General features: G+C 36.7%; 19 protein-coding genes and 1 tRNA gene. 8 read left to right on the top strand and 12 right to left on the bottom strand.

The features are described from left to right. Window positions 1-222: 222 nt before the first annotated feature. Window positions 223-753, bottom strand: coding sequence for a peptidoglycan-associated lipoprotein Pal (gene pal, locus Bandiella_RS05125; RefSeq protein ID WP_323732656.1), 531 nt, complete (start codon window positions 751-753; stop codon window positions 223-225). A 113-nt stretch (window positions 754-866) separates the two neighbouring features. Beyond that, window positions 867-1,418, bottom strand: a complete 552-nt coding sequence (locus Bandiella_RS05130) for a CarD family transcriptional regulator (RefSeq protein WP_323732657.1) — start codon at window positions 1,416-1,418, stop codon at window positions 867-869. A gap of 115 nt (window positions 1,419-1,533) precedes the next feature. Here Bandiella_RS05130 and Bandiella_RS05135 point away from each other — a divergent pair, with 115 nt between their 5' ends. The 3 genes from Bandiella_RS05135 (at window position 1,534) to Bandiella_RS05140 (ending at window position 2,992) form a co-directional block, all read left to right on the top strand. Further along, complete coding sequence (locus tag Bandiella_RS05135; protein ID WP_323732464.1) at window positions 1,534-1,959, top strand: IS1/IS1595 family N-terminal zinc-binding domain-containing protein; 426 nt, start codon at window positions 1,534-1,536, stop codon at window positions 1,957-1,959. Then, entirely contained in the window at window positions 1,908-2,252 is a 345-nt protein-coding gene (locus Bandiella_RS07570) for an IS1 family transposase (RefSeq protein WP_407651266.1), read from the top strand. Before Bandiella_RS05135 ends, Bandiella_RS07570 begins: the two co-directional genes overlap by 52 nt. A 176-nt stretch (window positions 2,253-2,428) precedes the next feature. Continuing rightward, window positions 2,429-2,992 carry a cell cycle transcriptional regulator TrcR gene (locus Bandiella_RS05140; protein ID WP_323732658.1) on the top strand — a complete coding sequence of 188 codons (564 nt, stop codon included), beginning with the start codon at window positions 2,429-2,431 and terminating at the stop codon, window positions 2,990-2,992. 91 nt (window positions 2,993-3,083) lie between these two features. On the opposite strand, the gene Bandiella_RS07575 is transcribed toward Bandiella_RS05140, so the two are convergent. Together Bandiella_RS07575 and Bandiella_RS05145 are read right to left on the bottom strand one after the other, a co-directional pair. Continuing rightward, a complete protein-coding gene (locus tag Bandiella_RS07575) occupies window positions 3,084-3,464 on the bottom strand; it encodes an IS1 family transposase (RefSeq protein ID WP_407651267.1) in 381 nt (126 codons plus the stop codon). Continuing rightward, window positions 3,377-3,802, bottom strand: a complete 426-nt coding sequence (locus Bandiella_RS05145; protein ID WP_323732659.1) for an IS1/IS1595 family N-terminal zinc-binding domain-containing protein — start codon at window positions 3,800-3,802, stop codon at window positions 3,377-3,379. The genes Bandiella_RS07575 and Bandiella_RS05145 overlap by 88 nt, the downstream gene beginning before the upstream one ends. Window positions 3,803-3,941: 139 nt before the next feature. On the opposite strand from Bandiella_RS05145, the gene Bandiella_RS05150 reads away from it, so the two are divergent. Both Bandiella_RS05150 and gltX read left to right on the top strand, forming a co-directional pair. Continuing rightward, a tRNA-Ile gene (locus tag Bandiella_RS05150) sits at window positions 3,942-4,018 on the top strand. 143 nt (window positions 4,019-4,161) lie between these two features. Then, on the top strand, window positions 4,162-5,496 hold the full coding sequence (gltX, locus tag Bandiella_RS05155) for a glutamate--tRNA ligase (protein WP_323732660.1): 1,335 nt from the start codon (window positions 4,162-4,164) through the stop codon (window positions 5,494-5,496). Between the two features lie 312 nt (window positions 5,497-5,808). Here gltX and Bandiella_RS07580 read toward each other — a convergent pair whose 3' ends face one another. Both Bandiella_RS07580 and Bandiella_RS05160 read right to left on the bottom strand, forming a co-directional pair. Further along, entirely contained in the window at window positions 5,809-6,189 is a 381-nt protein-coding gene (locus Bandiella_RS07580) for an IS1 family transposase (RefSeq protein WP_407651267.1), read from the bottom strand. After that, window positions 6,102-6,527, bottom strand: a complete 426-nt coding sequence (locus tag Bandiella_RS05160; protein WP_323732464.1) for an IS1/IS1595 family N-terminal zinc-binding domain-containing protein — start codon at window positions 6,525-6,527, stop codon at window positions 6,102-6,104. The genes Bandiella_RS07580 and Bandiella_RS05160 overlap by 88 nt, the downstream gene beginning before the upstream one ends. A gap of 177 nt (window positions 6,528-6,704) precedes the next feature. Between Bandiella_RS05160 and Bandiella_RS05165 the strand changes: the two genes are divergently transcribed. Beyond that, window positions 6,705-8,156 (top strand): amino acid permease, encoded by a 1,452-nt coding sequence (locus Bandiella_RS05165; RefSeq protein WP_323732661.1) that lies wholly within the window; start codon window positions 6,705-6,707, stop codon window positions 8,154-8,156. A 407-nt stretch (window positions 8,157-8,563) separates the two neighbouring features. Here Bandiella_RS05165 and Bandiella_RS05170 read toward each other — a convergent pair whose 3' ends face one another. Together Bandiella_RS05170 and Bandiella_RS05175 are read right to left on the bottom strand one after the other, a co-directional pair. Continuing rightward, window positions 8,564-10,732 (bottom strand): heavy metal translocating P-type ATPase, encoded by a 2,169-nt coding sequence (locus Bandiella_RS05170; RefSeq protein WP_323732662.1) that lies wholly within the window; start codon window positions 10,730-10,732, stop codon window positions 8,564-8,566. Window positions 10,733-10,912: 180 nt separating this feature from the next. Further along, window positions 10,913-12,811: a DUF3857 domain-containing protein gene (locus Bandiella_RS05175; protein WP_323732663.1), complete on the bottom strand. Its 1,899-nt coding sequence runs from the start codon at window positions 12,809-12,811 to the stop codon at window positions 10,913-10,915. 190 nt (window positions 12,812-13,001) lie between these two features. On the opposite strand from Bandiella_RS05175, the gene acpP reads away from it, so the two are divergent. Continuing rightward, window positions 13,002-13,256 (top strand): acyl carrier protein, encoded by a 255-nt coding sequence (gene acpP, locus Bandiella_RS05180; RefSeq protein WP_323732664.1) that lies wholly within the window; start codon window positions 13,002-13,004, stop codon window positions 13,254-13,256. A gap of 24 nt (window positions 13,257-13,280) precedes the next feature. Then, entirely contained in the window at window positions 13,281-14,543 is a 1,263-nt protein-coding gene (fabF, locus tag Bandiella_RS05185) for a beta-ketoacyl-ACP synthase II (RefSeq protein WP_323732665.1), read from the top strand. 43 nt (window positions 14,544-14,586) lie between these two features. On the opposite strand, the gene xseA is transcribed toward fabF, so the two are convergent. From xseA to Bandiella_RS05205, 4 genes are all read right to left on the bottom strand, one after another. Next, the gene (xseA, locus tag Bandiella_RS05190; protein ID WP_323732666.1) at window positions 14,587-16,014 is read right to left on the bottom strand and encodes an exodeoxyribonuclease VII large subunit; all 1,428 of its coding nucleotides are present in this window, start codon (window positions 16,012-16,014) and stop codon (window positions 14,587-14,589) included. Window positions 16,015-16,111: 97 nt separating this feature from the next. After that, on the bottom strand, window positions 16,112-17,272 hold the full coding sequence (locus tag Bandiella_RS05195) for a cation:dicarboxylate symporter family transporter (protein WP_323732667.1): 1,161 nt from the start codon (window positions 17,270-17,272) through the stop codon (window positions 16,112-16,114). Window positions 17,273-17,575: 303 nt separating this feature from the next. After that, a complete protein-coding gene (locus Bandiella_RS05200) occupies window positions 17,576-17,962 on the bottom strand; it encodes an IS1 family transposase (protein ID WP_323732668.1) in 387 nt (128 codons plus the stop codon). Then, window positions 17,928-18,293, bottom strand: coding sequence for an IS1/IS1595 family N-terminal zinc-binding domain-containing protein (locus tag Bandiella_RS05205; protein ID WP_323732669.1), 366 nt, complete (start codon window positions 18,291-18,293; stop codon window positions 17,928-17,930). Before Bandiella_RS05205 ends, Bandiella_RS05200 begins: the two co-directional genes overlap by 35 nt. Between the last annotated feature and the right edge of the window lie 33 nt (window positions 18,294-18,326).

An 18,326-nucleotide genomic window follows, 5' to 3' on the forward strand; every position in this document is an offset into this window, starting at 1 on the left:
TGAAGCATACCCACGATAACTTAAAAAGTTAGTGACATCATGTTTCGGACTTCCCATTTAGTTGTGTGCCTTTGTGCGCTCTTCATGCTTATCACTCGCACCCCTAGCTCTTTCTGAATTTTTTAATTTACCAGAAGTACGGCTTCGGGAGATAGGTGGTAGTTAATATGACAACGTAAAAAAAAGGGGCGCAAAGCCCCTTTTGCGATTTTGATATAGGTGTTATCTGATTACTGTAACGCCCCTTCTGTTTTGTGAGAAAGCTTCTTCTGTGTCGCCTTCAACTGCAGGTTTTTCTTTGCCGAAACTAATCACAGTAACTCTGTCTGGGTTAACTCCGTTTTGCACCAAATATTCTTTTTCGCTATTTGCACGTCTTTCGCCAAGAGCAAGGTTGTATTCGATCGTTCCTCTTTTATCGCAATGCCCCTCGATAACGAATTTGAGATTAGGATATTCTTTCATGAAGCCAACTTGTTTGTCAAGAGTAGCTCTTGCATCATTGGATAGAGCTGAGCTATCGAAAGCAAAATACACTTTATCCCCAACTTTTGTTTCGAATTCTTGTAGAGTTGCATGAGAAACTGAACTGCTATCGTCTCCCAAGTTGTTTTTTTGTTGCGATTTGTGAGTACAACCAACTGCCATCAAAGCCACTAGGCAAACAGTAAGCGGTAATTTTTTCATTTGACTCCTTATAATAAAATTTAATGTTATAGAGGACAATCTACTATGTTTTGTGAGTTTGGTCAAATATTTTGAATCAATGCGCAAAAAATTTTTGGTTCAAGCTATAAGTGCGTTAAAACCACGCTTGGCAACTATAAAATTGCAATGTAAAATCTGACAAAAAGCTTGAATATCAATTAGTGATAGTTAAGTTTTGCCCGCAACTTGTTTATTGCTTCGTTTAGTTCTAATTTATGAGTAGCTGCGTATTCGCCTGCCAATCTTTCAAGAGCGTCGTTATATATAACCTTCTCGCTGTATGATCTCTCTGATTTCTCAATGTTGACGTGCAATTCTTTAATAACTTCTGCTATTGCGATAATGTCGCCAGAATTAATTTTGTTTTCGTACTGTTGAACCCTCTTGCTCCACATTCCCTTGTGAAGTTTAATTTCATTGCCTGAAAGAATATCAAGCGCCCTGTCTAAGAACTCATTTGAATTAAGGTGTCTAAGTCCAACCTTATTTGCCCTGGATTTTGGCACTCTTAAAGTCATACTTGTATTGTCAAAGCTAATAACATAAACCACCACCTCTATTCCTCCGTATTTTTCCTCTTCTTCTGCAGTGATTTTCCCTACTCCATGGGTTGGGTACACAACATCGTCACCAACCTGAAAGTTAAGTTGTTTGGGCATAACCGTTACTCCTTTATAATGTTTTTGCTTGAGCGAGATTGTATCATACACTTTTTCAAAAGTAAAATTATATCGCTCTCTATTTGTGGGGAGTGTTTTAAAAGGGATAGGAAAGAAGAAAAGAATGTGATATAAGGAGAGGGAAGGAAAAAAAAGAAAGGGAAAAATGGAGAAAATAGAATGTAAATATTGCAAAGGGAAAGGGGTATCAAAAAATGGATATGCAAGGAAAAAGCAGAGATACAAATGTAAGAGTTGTAATAAAAACTTTACAGAAGGAGATGGTAGGAAGAATTGGAAATATGGTAATAAAGAGAGGAGCATGGTGATAAAGATGTATCTAAATAACTGCGGAATTAGGAGGATAGCTCACATATTAAATATCCCGTTAAGTACAGTATTTTATTGGATCAAACAAGCAGGGAAAGTAGTAGATGAGATGGTGACGAATCAAAAGATAGAGGGAGATAAGAAGCGTATAGAGATATTAGAGATGGATGAGCTATATACATACGTCAAAAAAAAGAGAATAAAACAAGAATATGGACTGCTGTCGATAGGGACAGATTCAAAACTGTTGCGTTTAAAGTAGGTTCAGGTGATAAAGAAAATTACGTAGATTTAGCTCGTGAGCTAGGAGAAAAATACCAAATTCGTTATATGTGTACAGATGGGTATGAGGTCTATTGTCATTATAAAATTGCTCAAATACATCTGCAGACAAAGTCTGAAACTTGTTTGGTTGAGAGCTTCAATTCCTCCTTAAGGGATATGCTTGCTAGATTAAATCGCAAGACTAAACGCTTTAGCAAGTGTTCTGAAATGCTAAGATTATCCCTTGTTTTATTTTTTAACAAAGCTTTAGCTCTTTCTATCTATTTATGAACACTCCCTATTTGTGGGCGCACAGTCCATATGAACAAGTCGATGTGGCAGTTTAAACGTGGGTTTTGAGAAATGCTTGACTACCTTTTTATCAAAAACTTAACAAAATGAAAGCTTGAAAAATGCTATTTGTGCTGCTATAAAAGTGTAGTCATAGATTTTTTATAGCTAATAAAATGAATTATCCTCTAATGCCTAAAGCAACGGCAGTGTGGTTGGTTGAAAACACAACGCTTACATTCAAGCAAATTGCAGATTTTTGTGATTTGCATGTGCTAGAAGTACAGGGTATAGCGGATGAAGAGGTAGCTAAAGGTATCAAAGGAATCGATCCAGTTGCGCATGGGCAGCTGACCAAAGAAGAGATCCAAAGATGCGAAGCTGATAGCGCTGCAATGTTAGTCCTGTCAAGGGAAACGGTTAAGCTAATGAAAGAGCAGGAAATAAGTGGTAAAAAAGGCAAATATATCCCCGTGGCAAGAAGGCAAGACAAACCTAATGCCATTGCTTGGTTGCTTAAAAATTGTCCTGAGATGTCTGATTCTCAAATATCCAAGTTGGTTGGTACCACTAAAAGTACGATCAGTCTCATCCGTGACAAGGCGCATTGGAACTATGCTAATTTACGCGCTAAAGACCCAGTTCTTTTAGGGCTTTGTACGCAAACAGACCTTAATTATGCTAACGAGTTAGCCAAAAAAAGAGCTGAAAACAAAAAAGACTCAAAGACAGTGCAGTAAGAGCTTGCAACTGCGAATACTGTGGGGTTTTCTGGGTAGCTGGATTGTGTTGCCGCTGTATTTTGAGTAGCGACCGTAATTTAGGGAGTGTTCATAAATAGATAGAAAGAGCTAAAGCTTTGTTAAAAAATAAAACAAGGGATAATCTTAGCATTTCAGAACACTTGCTAAAGCGTTTAGTCTTGCGATTTAATCTAGCAAGCATATCCCTTAAGGAGGAATTGAAGCTCTCAACCAAACAAGTTTCAGACTTTGTCTGCAGATGTATTTGAGCAATTTTATAATGACAATAGACCTCATACCCATCTGTACACATATAACGAATTTGGTATTTTTCTCCTAGCTCACGAGCTAAATCTACGTAATTTTCTTTATCACCTGAACCTACTTTAAACGCAACAGTTTTGAATCTGTCCCTATCGACAGCAGTCCATATTCTTGTTTTATTCTCTTTTTTTTGACGTATGTATATAGCTCATCCATCTCTAATATCTCTATACGCCTCTTATCTCCCTCTATCTTTTGATTCGTCACCATCTCATCTACTACTTTCCCTGCTTGTTTGATCCAATAAAATACTGTACTTAACGGGATATTTAATATGTGAGCTATCCTCCTAATTCCGCAGTTATTTAGATACATCTTTATCACCATGCTCCTCTCTTTATTACCATATTTCCAATTCTTCCTACCATCTCCTTCTGTAAAGTTTTTATTACAACTCTTACATTTGTATCTCTGCTTTTTCCTTGCATATCCATTTTTTGATACCCCTTTCCCTTTGCAATATTTACATTCTATTTTCTCCATTTTTCCCTTTCTTTTTTTTCCTTCCCTCTCCTTATATCACATTCTTTTCTTCTTTCCTATCCCTTTTAAAACACTCCCGTAATTTATGTAATTTTATTCTGGACATCGTAGCCACTTGTTGTTATATATGGAGTGGGTTGGGACTTTAGCTCAGTTGGTCAGAGCACGCCGCTCATAACGGTGTGGTCGCAGGTTCAAGTCCTGCAAGTCCCACCATCTCCTTATTATGTTATTTTATGGAACACAGATTTGATGGAGCAAACGTGCCTTTATCTCTCGAGAAATAATCAAGATGATTTAACATAGGAAGAGGTTAAAAGGTGAAATGTTTAGTTCTTAGAAATTAAAATACAGATTTTATGACCACAGTAACAAGGTTTGCACCATCACCAACTGGATTATTGCATGTTGGCAATTTAAGGACCGCCATCATGGCATGGATATATGCGAGAAAAAAAGGTGGGCAGTTCATATTGAGAATCGACGATACCGATACAGAAAGGTCTAAACAGGAGTATATAGATGCCTTAAAAGAAGACCTGGTTTGGCTGGGTATAAACTGGGATTTATCATTCAATCAATCAGACAGAATGGTCAAATATGAGGATGCAAAACAAAAACTTATTCGGTCTGGAAGGTTGTACCCATGTTACGAAACGGAAGAGGAGTTAAACTTAAAAAGGAAAAACCTGCTTAGCAGAAACTTGCCGCCAATTTATGATAGAGCAGCATTGAAGCTGACTTCGGGAGAAAGGCAAGATTTAGAGCAAAAAGGAATTATGCCTCATTGGAGATTTCTGCTAAAAGATGAAGACATAGTTTGGCAAGATAAAGTAAGGGGTGAGTTGAAATTTAGTGCAAAATATTTGAGTGATCCCGTTCTTGTGAGGGCAAATCAAACCCTAACTTATAGCTTAGCATCAGTGGTAGACGATGCGGAATATGGGGTGACAGACATCATACGTGGAGAAGATCACATTTCAAATAGTGCAGTTCACATACAGTTGTTTGAGGCAATGGGAGCTAAAGTTCCAGAATTTTCGCATATATCATTGCTCAGTACTAAAGAAAAAAAGTTATCCAAAAGAACAGGGGGGTTTGATGTAAAAAACCTAAGAAAAAATGGTATATTACCACTAGCGTTATTAATATTCCTCTCTAGGATTGGAACCTCTGATGCTGTTGATCCTGAAAAAAGAGTGCAGGACATAATGAAAGATTTTGAGTTCTATAAGCTGAACAAGGCGACTGTGCAGTATGATTATGAGGAGTTGGCGGGGTTTAACGTCAAGGTTATTCATTCACTGAGATATGAAGAGGTGAAGAATAAGTTAAATGATTTAGGTCTTAATGAGGTTTATGAAGAGTTTTGGGTTTTTATAAGGGGAAACATAGACAGATTGGAGGAAGTTGGACTATGGTGGAGTGTGTGTAAAGAAGATATTCAGACAGAGATATTAGATAAGGAATTAATCCAACTGGCAGCGGAGCAATTGCCGGAAGGGGAGTTGAAGAGTGAAACTTGGGATTTATGGATCAATAACATAAAAAGCTGTACTAAAAAAAGAGGGCAGGAGCTTTTTTTGCCAATGAGAGTTGCCTTAACAGGTCAGAGGAAAGGACCAGAACTCAGGGTTCTGCTGCCATTCATGGACAAATCACTCATTCTAAAAAGGTTAGGTGTTGCTAAATAAACATATATATACTCCGATAACTTGAAAAATTGGCCTCAAAATACTTCGGATTTCGCATAACGTTTAGGTACATATGTACGCGCCTCATGCTCATCGCTTGTATTCCTAGCTCTTTTCCAAGTTCTCTGTCGTCTATAAATTTGCCAACCCTTGATTTACTAGAGGTATATACAGCGTGTCTTTTAAAAGTTGGCGCCGTCATCTTCGCGTTCTCGCATTTAGTTGTGTACTTCTTTGTATGCTCATCATGATCGCCACTCAATTCCTTGCCAAATTTTGATTTACTGAGGTATGCTAAATTTTAGGGAGTGTTCATAAATAGATAGAAAGAGCTAAAGCTTTGTTAAAAAATAAAACAAGGGATAATCTTAGCATTTCAGAACACTTGCTAAAGCGTTTAGTCTTGCGATTTAATCTAGCAAGCATATCCCTTAAGGAGGAATTGAAGCTCTCAACCAAACAAGTTTCAGACTTTGTCTGCAGATGTATTTGAGCAATTTTATAATGACAATAGACCTCATACCCATCTGTACACATATAACGAATTTGGTATTTTTCTCCTAGCTCACGAGCTAAATCTACGTAATTTTCTTTATCACCTGAACCTACTTTAAACGCAACAGTTTTGAATCTGTCCCTATCGACAGCAGTCCATATTCTTGTTTTATTCTCTTTTTTTTGACGTATGTATATAGCTCATCCATCTCTAATATCTCTATACGCTTCTTATCTCCCTCTATCTTTTGATTCGTCACCATCTCATCTACTACTTTCCCTGCTTGTTTGATCCAATAAAATACTGTACTTAACGGGATATTTAATATGTGAGCTATCCTCCTAATTCCGCAGTTATTTAGATACATCTTTATCACCATGCTCCTCTCTTTATTACCATATTTCCAATTCTTCCTACCATCTCCTTCTGTAAAGTTTTTATTACAACTCTTACATTTGTATCTCTGCTTTTTCCTTGCATATCCATTTTTTGATACCCCTTTCCCTTTGCAATATTTACATTCTATTTTCTCCATTTTTCCCTTTCTTTTTTTTCCTTCCCTCTCCTTATATCACATTCTTTTCTTCTTTCCTATCCCTTTTAAAACACTCCCCAAATTTTATGCAGCAAAGTACAATTTCGACATTTTGTCTTGAATTTATGGGTTATTCCTCTATACTCTTGGCAATCGATATATTGACGCATTTAATAAATGAGTAATAAGAATAGAAGTTTAAACAATTTATTTAGAAAGAAACCAATAGATGATTTAGTAAAAGAGGCATCGTCATCTGGTGGTTTGGTAAGAAATTTAGGGGCGTTCCAATTGGTACTCTTGGGTATAGGTGCGATCATAGGGGGTGGAGTTTTTGTATTCACCGGAACTGCTGCAGCTCTACATGCTGGCCCCGCGGTTACGCTATCATTTGCTTTGTGTGGCTTTATTTGTATATGTGCTGGCTTGTGCTACGCTGAATTTGCCTCAATGCTCCCCGTTGCTGGCAGTTCCTATACTTATGCTTATGCCACCTTGGGAGAATTTCCTGCGTGGCTTATAGGTTGTTCTATGGTGCTGGCTTATTTTTTAGCAGCAGCATCTGTGGCTAATGGGTGGTCAAGTTACTTTGTTGGCCTTTTAGAATATTACGATATTTATTTGCCAGCAAGGTGGGTTCATGTAACAGGGGAAGAGATTCAGCAGGCGAATGGGGAAGTGACATACGCATTATTTAATCTGCCTGCATTTTTAATATCGTCGATCACGATGTTGGTATTATACAGAGGGACGCGTGAATCTGCGGTTATAAACGCTATTATGGTCACAATTAAGATGGTCGTTCTTTTTGCGTTTATTTTCGTTGGTCTCACAAAAATAGACTTTAGTAATTGGGTTCCGTTCATTCCAGAAAATAATGGAAAATTTGGAGAGTTTGGTGTATCTGGTATTGTTTCAGGGGCTTCGATACTATTTCTGGCTTTTAACGGGTTTGATTCCGTATGTACTGCTGCCCAGGAAACAAAAAACCCACAGAAAAATTTACCTATAGGGATAATTGGAGCTATATTGGTTTCAACTATTACTTATGTGCTTGTAGGAGCGCTGCTTACCGGAGTAGTAAATTATACTGAGCTAAATACAGCGCAACCCATTGCTATTGCAGCTCAAAAAATGGGAATCCCTATATTTACGATACTAGTAAAATTTGGAGCGGTCGCAGCGATTGCTTCTGTGGTACTAGTCCACCAGTATGCAATTATCAGAATGCTTTACTCTATGACAAAAGATGGGTTCTTACCAAGTGTTTTTAACAAGATTCACAAAAAATTTCACACTCCTTATATAAGTACTGTTTTAATAGGGTTATCAATGGGAGTTATAAGTGCAACTATAACGTTAGAAAAAATGGTAAAAATGAGCACTTTCTTTGTATTGATAACTATTGCGGTCATATGTTTTAGCACAGTATATCTGCGCTATAAACAACCTAATTTGCCTAGAAAATTTAGATGCCCTTTTGTTCCTTGGGTGCCAATAGCAGCGATATTGGCTGTGTTGCAGATTTTGTCCAGCTATTCAAGCGCGATATTATTGTATGCTGCTATGTGTCTATTTGCCTCTACGCTTCTTTATTTCTATATGAGTAGTAGGAAAATAGATTTCTAGTTCAGTGATTGGGTGATTACGTCAAAAGTGAGAAATTTGGAAAGCGCTCTGTGTAGAATTTTTCTAAAAAAATTGGCAAAATTTATTGCCGTGGTCGATTTTTACAAAATATACTCCGATAACTTGAAAAATTGGCGTCGTCATACTTCGGATTTCGCATAACGTTTAGGTACATATGTACGCGCCTCATGCTCATCGCTTGTATTCCTAGCTCTTTTCCAAGTTCTCTGTCGTCTATAAATTTGCCAACCCTTGATTTACCAGAGGTATATATTTAAAAAATAGGTTGGAGAAGGGGGGGATTGGAAATTTTGACAAATTTTTTGCGTAATTGGTCGTTGCCTGCTCTATTCTTCTCCACTTCTTCTTTCTATTATGCAGGAGTTTTTAGTGGTCGTATCTTTTGATCAATACCGTCTTAATGAATTGAAAATTACTGTAATGGACGACAAGGACATGAATATGGCTGCAATGATTGGGTTTGCCATTCCCATCATCGCTATGGGTATTGCAAGACAGTTGTAAATAACAGAAAGCACAAAGTTCTGCTTGATACGTATTATTGAGCTTCGAGCAACTTTTAAGATAGTTGAAATGCTATTTAAATTGCCATTGTACAAAGCATCAGTTGCGTTTTGAGATATAGCTATTGATGTTTTTGGAGAGATTGAAGCAAATGCAGTTTTTAATGCAAGAGCATCGTTTAGTCCATCTCCAACCATTAGCACTTTCCTGCCCTCAGAAGTTAGTTTCGCTATAAAAGCGTGTTTATCTTGGAAGTTCTTCTCTCCCCAGAATTGCTTTATACCAAGCACATTTGCAGTTTGTGTAACATTAAAATTTCTATCTCCTGAAAGCAGTATCACATCATATCTTTCTTTTAGAGCCTCTATTACTTTTTTCACCTCTTTTCTTAACTCATCTTTAAAAATTAATCTTCTTGGCTCTTCCTGATTTTTCCGATACCAAATTTCTAAATAGCTATCTTTGTTCTGTCCTTGATCTTCTATTTTACACCAGCTCTTCTTCCCCAACCAAAATTCATCATTACCACTTTTAGCGTATAGCCCTTCTCCCTTAACTTCAGTGACTTCCAGATCGAATATATCTTCATCAAATTTATCTGTAATGGCTTTGCATAAAATATGATTGCTTTTTGCTGCCATAGAAGCAACTATTCTCCTTGCTTCATTGCTGAAGTCATCGAAATTCAGTAATGTTGGAGCGCCAGCGGTTAGAGTGCCGGTTTTGTCAAAAACAATGGTATTAACCTGATTAAATCTTTCTAACGCATCAGAAGTTTTTAGAAATATCCCTTGTTTGATAAGCTTGGAGAAACTAACAATCTGTACCATCGGCACTGCAATGCCAATTGCACATGGGCACGTGATGATCAACAATGAAACCGCGTGGAGTGTTGAGTTAAAGAAATTATCATGATACTGAAAAAACCATATGCAAAATGTTAAGATTGCCAAAGAAATTATGGTGGGAGTGAAGTATTGAGAAATTTTATCAGCGATATTCACAAATTTTGATTTACTTTTCTCTATATTCTCAATCAATCTTAATATTTCAGCAACTGTGGTTTGGTCGCCAGTTTTTTCCACCTTGAGTTTAATACTGCGATTGAGGTTAATTGTTCCGGCATAAACATATGACCCTCTGCGGACATGGATTGGAGATGTTTCACCTGATATCAAACTATTGTCCACCTCACTTTCACCTTCTGTTATGGTTCCATCAACAGGAAACTTCTCTCCTGGCTTCACTAGGACTATGTCGTCCTCTTTAACAGCGTTAGCAGCTATACAAACTATATTTCCTTCTCTTACCACATATGCTATATTTGGTTGCTGGAACATAATCGCCCTAATGCCAGCCCTTGCTTTGTTTTTGGCTTTGAGGTCAAGATATCTGCCAACAAGCAATAAAAATGTTAGGCTCGCAGCTGCGTCGTAATATGCGTAGTTACTCATCCTTAGTGTCTCTTGCACACTAATTAAAAGCGTCGTGATAATACCGATTGAGATTGGGATGTCTATGTTCATTCTACGCTGCTTTATGCCGTTTAATGCAGATTGAATAAATGTTCTTGATGCATAAAGAATAGTTGGGATGGCAATAATCCCAGACACTATGTGTAAAAAACAACGGAGATACTCACCCATACTATGATTGTAGTTACCTATCCATACAGCCAGAGCCAAAGCCATGATTTGCGCGGTTGCAAAACCTGCTACCGCGATGGCTTTCAGCATATCTTTTTCTTTTTGCACCTCTTGATCATTTACCAATTCCAGATTGAATGGAGACACTTGATACCCAAGACGTGCGACTAGGTTCGCCATTTCCGTAACCAATTCTTTACTACCATCCCAGAGGATTTCTAGCCTATTGGTTGAAACTGTAATTCTTGCTGCTTTTATATATGGAATGGAGTTTAACGCATTTTCTATTAACCAAACGCAAGAGCCACAAAAAATCCCATCAACTAGAAGGTAAATCTTATGCCCACCCCCTTCGAGGTCAATGACGTTCTCTGCATAATTAATTTCATTTTTGTAACTTACCACTTTTGGCGGAGCAGTGTTATATGTTAGACGACAATATTGATAATACTCAGTGAGATTTAGTTTGTGGATTAAACTGTAAGCTGCTTTACAGCCTAAACAGCAGAATCTTTCGCCGATGATAACCAGACCTTGACCACAATGTAAGCATAAACTATTACTCATACAACCATATGTACAATATTAATCTTTTATTAGGGGGCTAAACAATAAAGCAACATTCTTATAATTCTTCTCCAACGCGGATTTTAGTGCCTTGTAATTTTCGCCATTTAGTTCTTCATTCGCTACGTATGATTTTAGTATCTCAAATTTATCGAAAATTTCCACTCCATCTCCAGCAGTTTTGCACTTTCTGGATAATTTGATCCAAGGTGTTGTCATGTCAAAATTAAGAGAGTTGATGTTTTTGATTTTTACCCCTTTTATTAGCGTCTTTTGTATTCTGGTCCTCTCATTGCCAATAAAATTATCTTGCACATTATTGTAAGAGGAATCCGTGAAATCTTTTAAGGTCATATAGGGGAAAGAAATTCCCTTGCCCAAATTGGTAATTAGGAAGTTATCTTTCTGATCATACTCAACTTCAAATCTCAAATTTTTTACTATTCTTGAATCAAGTTTTGGAATCACAGCTTTTTTCCTGTCAGAATCATCTACATCCTTACCTTCAACTGCACGATATAGTAAATCCACAAGAGCTTTGTCAGAAAGATAAAACCCCATACCGGTAAATGGCATTGCTTGTTCTCCAGAGAGATCGATTCTTATTTTTTTGTTTATACCGTCGGCATTTATGGTATAAACCCTATCTACAAAAGTCACTGAACTTTTATAATTTATCGCAGGGATTTTAGTATATTTTGAGTCTATCGTATCCAAAATTAATGCCCATCGATCCGCAATATCAGGGAAAATATACCCAGCCATACTCACCATATTAGTTGGATCAATCCAATATTCTTCACCACCCTTTCCAATTGCATGCACAATCGCATGATTAAAAACACGTGGTGAAGGCAAATTGATTTTATCGTTATCCACTATTAAGCCTCTTTCCACAATTGCAACTTTGGCTTGATATCCCAGTTTGCTTAGAATCGCAACTGTGCTAACAGCCATATCTTTACAATCTCCTAACTGTGTTTTTTCTATTGTTGCAAGGTCTCTTGGGTATACCCTTCCATTTACTGTTTTCCAATCCCCTAAATACTGAATTGCATCTTGTAAAAGTGAAGTAACCTTGTTAATCTGTTCTTTTTCACTTTTTTCTTTCGCGGCTAAATCTACAATGTTTTGAAACCTAAGCGGCAGTTCTGATGAAATTACCTTGTTATACCCCTTTGCAATTTCTTTACCAAGCTCAGACCAGTGGCTTAAACTTGAAACGGCAACCCAGGTTAAATGCTTGTCCTTGACTATACCGGGTCCAACCTCGTCTATGGGTTTGCTTGAAAATTCTTTCTTCAAACTAAGTTCAATACGCTTCGATAGTTTATCCCCATCTTTCTTAATATTCAAAACATGTTGCGGGTCATTTACCAAGATATGAAGAGGAATATCTGAATCTATTCTGACCATAACATTTTTTTCGTCTCCACTGGAACCAAAGTCATAAGCGCTAAAAAATTGGTTATCTACGGCAACTTTTTTTACTTTTAATTTAAATTTTAAATATATTTTGCTTCCTACCTCAACATTGGTGAATGGAATGAGTATTTGCCTTTTTTGATCGAATCCCTTAGTGCTACTTGCCAATGGCTTGTCCTCTATCTTTTTGTTCTCAACTTTATATTCTTCCCCCTTACTAATGGATTTTGCCTCGATGATCTTCACCTCATCACCGCCTTCATTATAACCAATCTTATACACCGTTAACTCCTCTCTGGCAGCTTCTTTTAACAATTCTTGTTCAAACTCGAAGATGGTTTCGTACGTTCCGTCTTTATTAATTTTTGTTACTTCATTATAAAAATTATAACGTTTCGTCGCATCTTCTTTCGTTGCCCATCTAGCTAAGGTTACTTGCGTCAGCAGAAAATATGCACAGATACAGCACAAAGATGTTTTGATAAGATTCATTGCGTCTATTAATGGATGTAGATTATAAGTTGATTGTACTACAAAGGGTTAAACATGCCAATTCTTTGTTTTTTATTCGTTAATTTTATTGCCTAATGGTCATATGGTTAAATTATGCTTTGAAAAAGTAAAAGTTTGTGATATTAAACATCAACAATCTTTAATTTTATAATTAACACAGGTATTTTTTATGAGTGATGGTATTAAAGACAGAGTACTCAAGGTAATAGACAAACAACTTAATAAGGATACTTCTAAGATTAAGTTGGATAGCAGCTTCGCTGAAGATCTTGGGGTTGATAGTCTAGATAGAGTTGAGTTAGTAATGGCTCTAGAAGAAGAATTTGGGGTAGAAATCACAGATGAAGAAGCCGAAAAAATCAAAACAATCCAAAACGCTATCGACTATGTGGAGAAACGCGCTGCTAACTCTCCTTCCTCCTAAGCAAATCAAAAACAAACGCTGTTTATGTATAAAGTTGCCGTAACAGGTGTTGGTTTAGTCACTCCTTTAGGAGTTACGGCCAGCCAAACGTGGAACAATATAATTAACTCTAAATCCGGGATACAAAAAATTCCGCATGACTTATTCCCCACAGAAGATTTAAAATGTAAGATAGCGGGATTGATCGCTTCAGGTGGAGAGGATGGGTTTGATATAGGGAAGTTCTTAGACTTCCCCGAGATCAAAAAAATGGATAAGTTCATTCATTACGCAATCGCTGCTGCTGAAGAAGCAATTGCAGATGCTAATTTGAAAGACTTATCTGATGAGACAAAGGATAACACTGGCGTTTTGGTAGGTTCTGGTATTGGGGGGCTTGCTACAATTGAAAGAAATGCTCACATTCTATCGAATGAAGGAGCAAGAAAAATTAGCCCCTTTTTTATTCCAGCAAGTTTGATTAATTTGGCTTCTGGGCATATCTCGATCCGACATGGTTATAGAGGACCTAATCATTCAGTGGTTACAGCTTGTTCAACGGGAACTCACGCTATAGGTGATGCAGCAAAAATGATCAGAGACGGTGACGCTAAGGTAATGATCTGCGGAGGCGCAGAGGGGGCAGTTTGTAGATTGGGGATTGCTGGGTTTGCCGCTGCTAGGGCGTTGTCTACAAATTTCAACGATCATCCAGAAGAAGCTTCCAGACCTTGGGATAAGGATAGGGATGGGTTTGTGATGGGAGAGGGGGCTGGTATATTGGTCCTTGAAGAGTATGAACACGCGAAGCAAAGAGGCGCGACTATTTATGGAGAAGTAGTAGGGTATGGTCTTTCTGGTGATGCTTATCATATCACAGCACCGGAACCTAATGGTCTTGGCGCTATAAAAGCCATGAGGATGGCATTGGATAAAGCTGGAATTAATTGTGAAGAAATCGATTATATAAATGCTCATGGAACTTCAACCCCCCTTGGTGACGTGATAGAAATCAACGCAACTAAGAAGGTTTTTCAAGGTCATGTTAATAATTTAGCCATTTCTTCTACTAAATCTGCTGTAGGTCATTTGCTTGGCGCAGCTGGCAGTGTTGAAGCGATTATATCTCTTTTAGCAATGCGAGACAGCGTATTACCTCCAACACTTAATCTGAATAACACAGATGAAAACTGCCAAAATATTAATCTTGTTCCACTTACTGCACAAAGTAAGCGAGTTAGGTATGCTATGTCCAATTCTTTTGGATTTGGTGGTACAAACTCTTCCCTAGTATTCAAAAAAACATAGACCTACGGAGTAACTTAGAAATATCTCTCTACCTCTGATAAACTTATAAAGGGAGTTTGTTCTGTTCCAAATTGTTCTCTGGTCTTGGTTTGGTAGGAGCTTTGGTATTTTTACTAAACATCCCCTTCACTTTCCCATTATAGAATTCTATTTGAATTAATTTGCTCTCTAGAATTGCATCTTTAGAGCGAATCAACTGGTTTTTATCATCACGTACGATTGAAAACCCACGTTTTAATATGTCTTGATGGCTGTACGAGATTAATAATTTTTTTAGTAATTTCACCTTGTTTTCCATGTTGGCAGCTTTGTTTTCATATAAACTTTTTATTTTCCATAAATGGTTGTCTAGCTTTTCGTGATTGATTTGTACAAGACGTCTTAAAGTCAAGACCGATAAATTCAAAGAACTGAGCTTCATTACGTTTTTTTGATATACATTGTTGAAACGTAACTTAAGCGTTTCTTTTAAGTTTTGTATCTTCATTTTCTGTTCCTGGAAGAACATCATTTTTTTATGCAACTGCATTGAAAGTCTTTCTAAATTCATCTGTTTTTGATTCACAAATACGGATAAAAACGTTTTCAAGGTGTGTGTTACTTTGGTCAACGCAGTTTTTTTCATTTCAATTCTGTCTGGAGTCGCAAATTCAGCTGCTGCTGTTGGTGTTGGTGCTCTTAAATCAGACACCAAGTCTATTAACGTGGTATCAGTCTCGTGCCCAACTGCTGAAATTATTGGTATTTTTGAATGGTAGACTGCTCTTATCACAAGCTCTTCGTTAAATGCCCATAAATCTTCAATTGAACCCCCACCTCTAGCTACGATTATCACATCAGGAGCCAATATATGTGCTGGTAAGTTATTCAGTCCTTCGATTGCTTCAGTAATATATCCAGCTGCTTCGTTCCCTTGGACTGGTACATCCCAAATTAAAACCTCTGTTGGGAACCTGTCTTCTATCCTGTGTAAAATATCCTTGATTACAGCTCCCTGTAGAGATGTAATTACCCCTATCTTTTTAGGTGTCTTTGGAAGTGGCTTTTTATGCTGTTCATCAAAAATCCCCTCTTTTGACAACCTATTTTTTCTCTCCTCAAGCATAGCAAGAAGCATGCCTTCTCCAGCCAACTTAATGCTTTGAATAATTATTTGATAGTTTGATCGCCCTGGATAAGTACTGATTCCCCCTTCGCAAATAACCTCCATTCCATCCTCTATTTGTACTGGCAGTTTCATTGCAACATTTCTCCAGCATATTGCGTTCAATACCGCATTTTCATCTTTTAGGGAGAAGTATAAATGTCCAGAACTAGCCATTTTTATCCCAGAAACTTCCCCTTTTACCACGATGTTTTTGAATGAAGTTTCTATAAATTGCTTAAGAACCAGAGAGATTTCAGTAACCGTGTAAGGCGCTTCTACCTCACCAGTTTGTTGGTTCACAACGTTTTCTTTTTGTGAAAACATTTGGTTTTAATACATAATTTCACTTATAGCCATACTATCCCTATAACTTATATCCTTCAAGGATTGTTTTTTATCTTAGTAGACCGGAAAATTTTGTTCAGACTTCTTTGCGTCCCAACAGTTTGCTTAAAGCTAAGCATAATGCTCCATTACCAAGCACATTCATAAACGCTAAAAATGGATCTAAAAGAAAGTATATCGTGGTTATCAACGATAACATATCTGGCGTAAAACTTAATTGACTTTGGAGGATCGGCATTATTGTTAAAACACCTCCTCCTGGGATTGTGATCACCGTAAACTTCATCAACACAAAATATGTCAGAAAGAATGCAAAGTCCATATAATCAATTTGGTGATTGAATAATTTAGCAACTATAAAAATACATGCTGGTATAAGAAAACAATCCCCAAGCAAATGCATATTTGTCACAGATGGAACTAAAGAAGTAGCAAGTTTGGAATTACTTTTTGTGTTTTTCTCCACAGCTCTGATTGTATAAGGTAAGGCAGCAGTGCTGGACATGGATATACATGCTGTTAGAGCAGCTGGCATCATATTGTAAACACTTTTACCAAACGCTTTTAAGTTCAATTTGTTGCTAACAAGATATGCGAGCAATATATATACAACGCCAATATATAATGCGTTTTTTATAACATTAAAATGATTCGCAACAATTAGTTCAAATATGTTATCTTGTTGCAATTTAAGTAAGAACCCTATTATGAATACGGGAATAATAGGAACAAAGACTGTATTTATAAACTTCATTACCACCGCAAATATCTTCTCTGATATCTCTTTTTCTTTCCGTCTTAATATATATGGAGCTAAAATCCCCAGCAATACACCTATGAATAAAGCTGTTCTGTTGGAGATAATTTGCTCTATATTAAGTTTCCACAAGGGCTTGAGAGTATCATTTAGCACAATCCCATCGATATTTGATAATCCACCTTCGCTTTGAGAATAAAAACTTAAATTAAAAGAAATAAAGGAAGCTATAAAGTTTGAGGCATAAATTAAACATGCAAAAAAAGCGATGAACTTGAAAGCTCTACCTTCAACAAGGACGATAGCTCTAAAAATAAAAATGACGATTATAAATGGCACAATTAACATTAAAGCACCTTGGATGCTTAGACTTACAGCATATAGGAAAGATTTAATGTCTGCAGGAATATACTGAGAAAATAAAATAGCGAAGAATAGCGATAATATTAACGTAATAGGAATTTTTTTAATTAGCTTCATATCTTTAGGTATTGAGATTGTGATTTAGCTTTTAGCATATTACACAAGTTTTTATTATTTAAAACTGTTGTGATTTTTTATTTTCTGTCCACATAGGAATGATTTAAAAAAACAACTAAATACAAAAAAATTATTGCTAATGCAAAAAAATGTATTTAGGATAGCCTCATAACGTAAATAGTAGTGGGCTTTATGATCTTAAAATTAAAAAACGTATTCTCAATCTTCTTGCTGTTCCTTTCTCTCAATTTGGCTCTGTCGCATCTGTAATATGATGCAAAAACTTTCAAATTATGGGAGTGTTCATAAATAGATAGAAAGAGCTAAAGCTTTGTTAAAAAATAAAACAAGGGATAATCTTAGCATTTCAGAACACTTGCTAAAGCGTTTAGTCTTGCGATTTAATCTAGCAAGCATATCCCTTAAGGAGGAATTGAAGCTCTCAACCAAACAAGTTTCAGACTTTGTCTGCAGATGTATTTGAGCAATTTTATAATGACAATAGACCTCATACCCATCTGTACGCATATAACGAATTTGGTATTTTTCTTCTAGCTCACGAGCTAAATCTACGTAATTTTCTTTATCACCTGAACCTACTTTAAACGCAACAGTTTTGAATCTGTCCCTATCGACAGCAGTCCATATTCTTGTTTTATTCTCTTTTTTTGACGTATGTATATAGCTCATCCATCTCTAATATCTCTATACGCTTCTTATCTCCCTCTATCTTTTGATTCGTCACCATCTCATCTACTACTTTCCCTGCTTGTTTGATCCAATAAAATACTGTACTTAACGGGATATTTAATATGTGAGCTATCCTCCTAATTCCGCAGTTATTTAGATACATCTTTATCACCATGCTCCTCTCTTTATTACCATATTTCCAATTCTTCCTACCATCTCCTTCTGTAAAGTTTTTATTACAACTCTTACATTTGTATCTCTGCTTTTTCCTTGCATATCCATTTTTTGATACCCCTTTCCCTTTGCAATATTTACATTCTATTTTCTCCATTTTTCCCTTTCTTTTTTTTCCTTCCCTCTCCTT

Source organism: Candidatus Bandiella woodruffii (assembly GCF_034359465.1).
GTDB lineage: Bacteria > Pseudomonadota > Alphaproteobacteria > Rickettsiales > Midichloriaceae > NDG2.

Bases quoted from the DNA above. Each gene is read 5' to 3' on its own strand.
- Bandiella_RS05135 (WP_323732464.1), top strand. From the start codon at position 1,534: ATGGAGAAAATAGAATGTAAATATTGCAAAGGGAAAGGGGTATCAAAA.
- Bandiella_RS05140 (WP_323732658.1), top strand. From the start codon at position 2,429: ATGAATTATCCTCTAATGCCTAAAGCAACGGCAGTGTGGTTGGTTGAA.
- Bandiella_RS05145 (WP_323732659.1), bottom strand. From the start codon at position 3,802: ATGGAGAAAATAGAATGTAAATATTGCAAAGGGAAAGGGGTATCAAAA.
- gltX (WP_323732660.1), top strand. From the start codon at position 4,162: ATGACCACAGTAACAAGGTTTGCACCATCACCAACTGGATTATTGCAT.
- Bandiella_RS05160 (WP_323732464.1), bottom strand. From the start codon at position 6,527: ATGGAGAAAATAGAATGTAAATATTGCAAAGGGAAAGGGGTATCAAAA.
- Bandiella_RS05165 (WP_323732661.1), top strand. From the start codon at position 6,705: ATGAGTAATAAGAATAGAAGTTTAAACAATTTATTTAGAAAGAAACCA.
- Bandiella_RS05175 (WP_323732663.1), bottom strand. From the start codon at position 12,811: ATGAATCTTATCAAAACATCTTTGTGCTGTATCTGTGCATATTTTCTG.
- acpP (WP_323732664.1), top strand. From the start codon at position 13,002: ATGAGTGATGGTATTAAAGACAGAGTACTCAAGGTAATAGACAAACAA.
- fabF (WP_323732665.1), top strand. From the start codon at position 13,281: ATGTATAAAGTTGCCGTAACAGGTGTTGGTTTAGTCACTCCTTTAGGA.
- xseA (WP_323732666.1), bottom strand. From the start codon at position 16,014: ATGTTTTCACAAAAAGAAAACGTTGTGAACCAACAAACTGGTGAGGTA.
- Bandiella_RS05195 (WP_323732667.1), bottom strand. From the start codon at position 17,272: ATGAAGCTAATTAAAAAAATTCCTATTACGTTAATATTATCGCTATTC.
- Bandiella_RS05200 (WP_323732668.1), bottom strand. From the start codon at position 17,962: ATGAGCTATATACATACGTCAAAAAAAGAGAATAAAACAAGAATATGG.
- Bandiella_RS05205 (WP_323732669.1), bottom strand. From the start codon at position 18,293: ATGGAGAAAATAGAATGTAAATATTGCAAAGGGAAAGGGGTATCAAAA.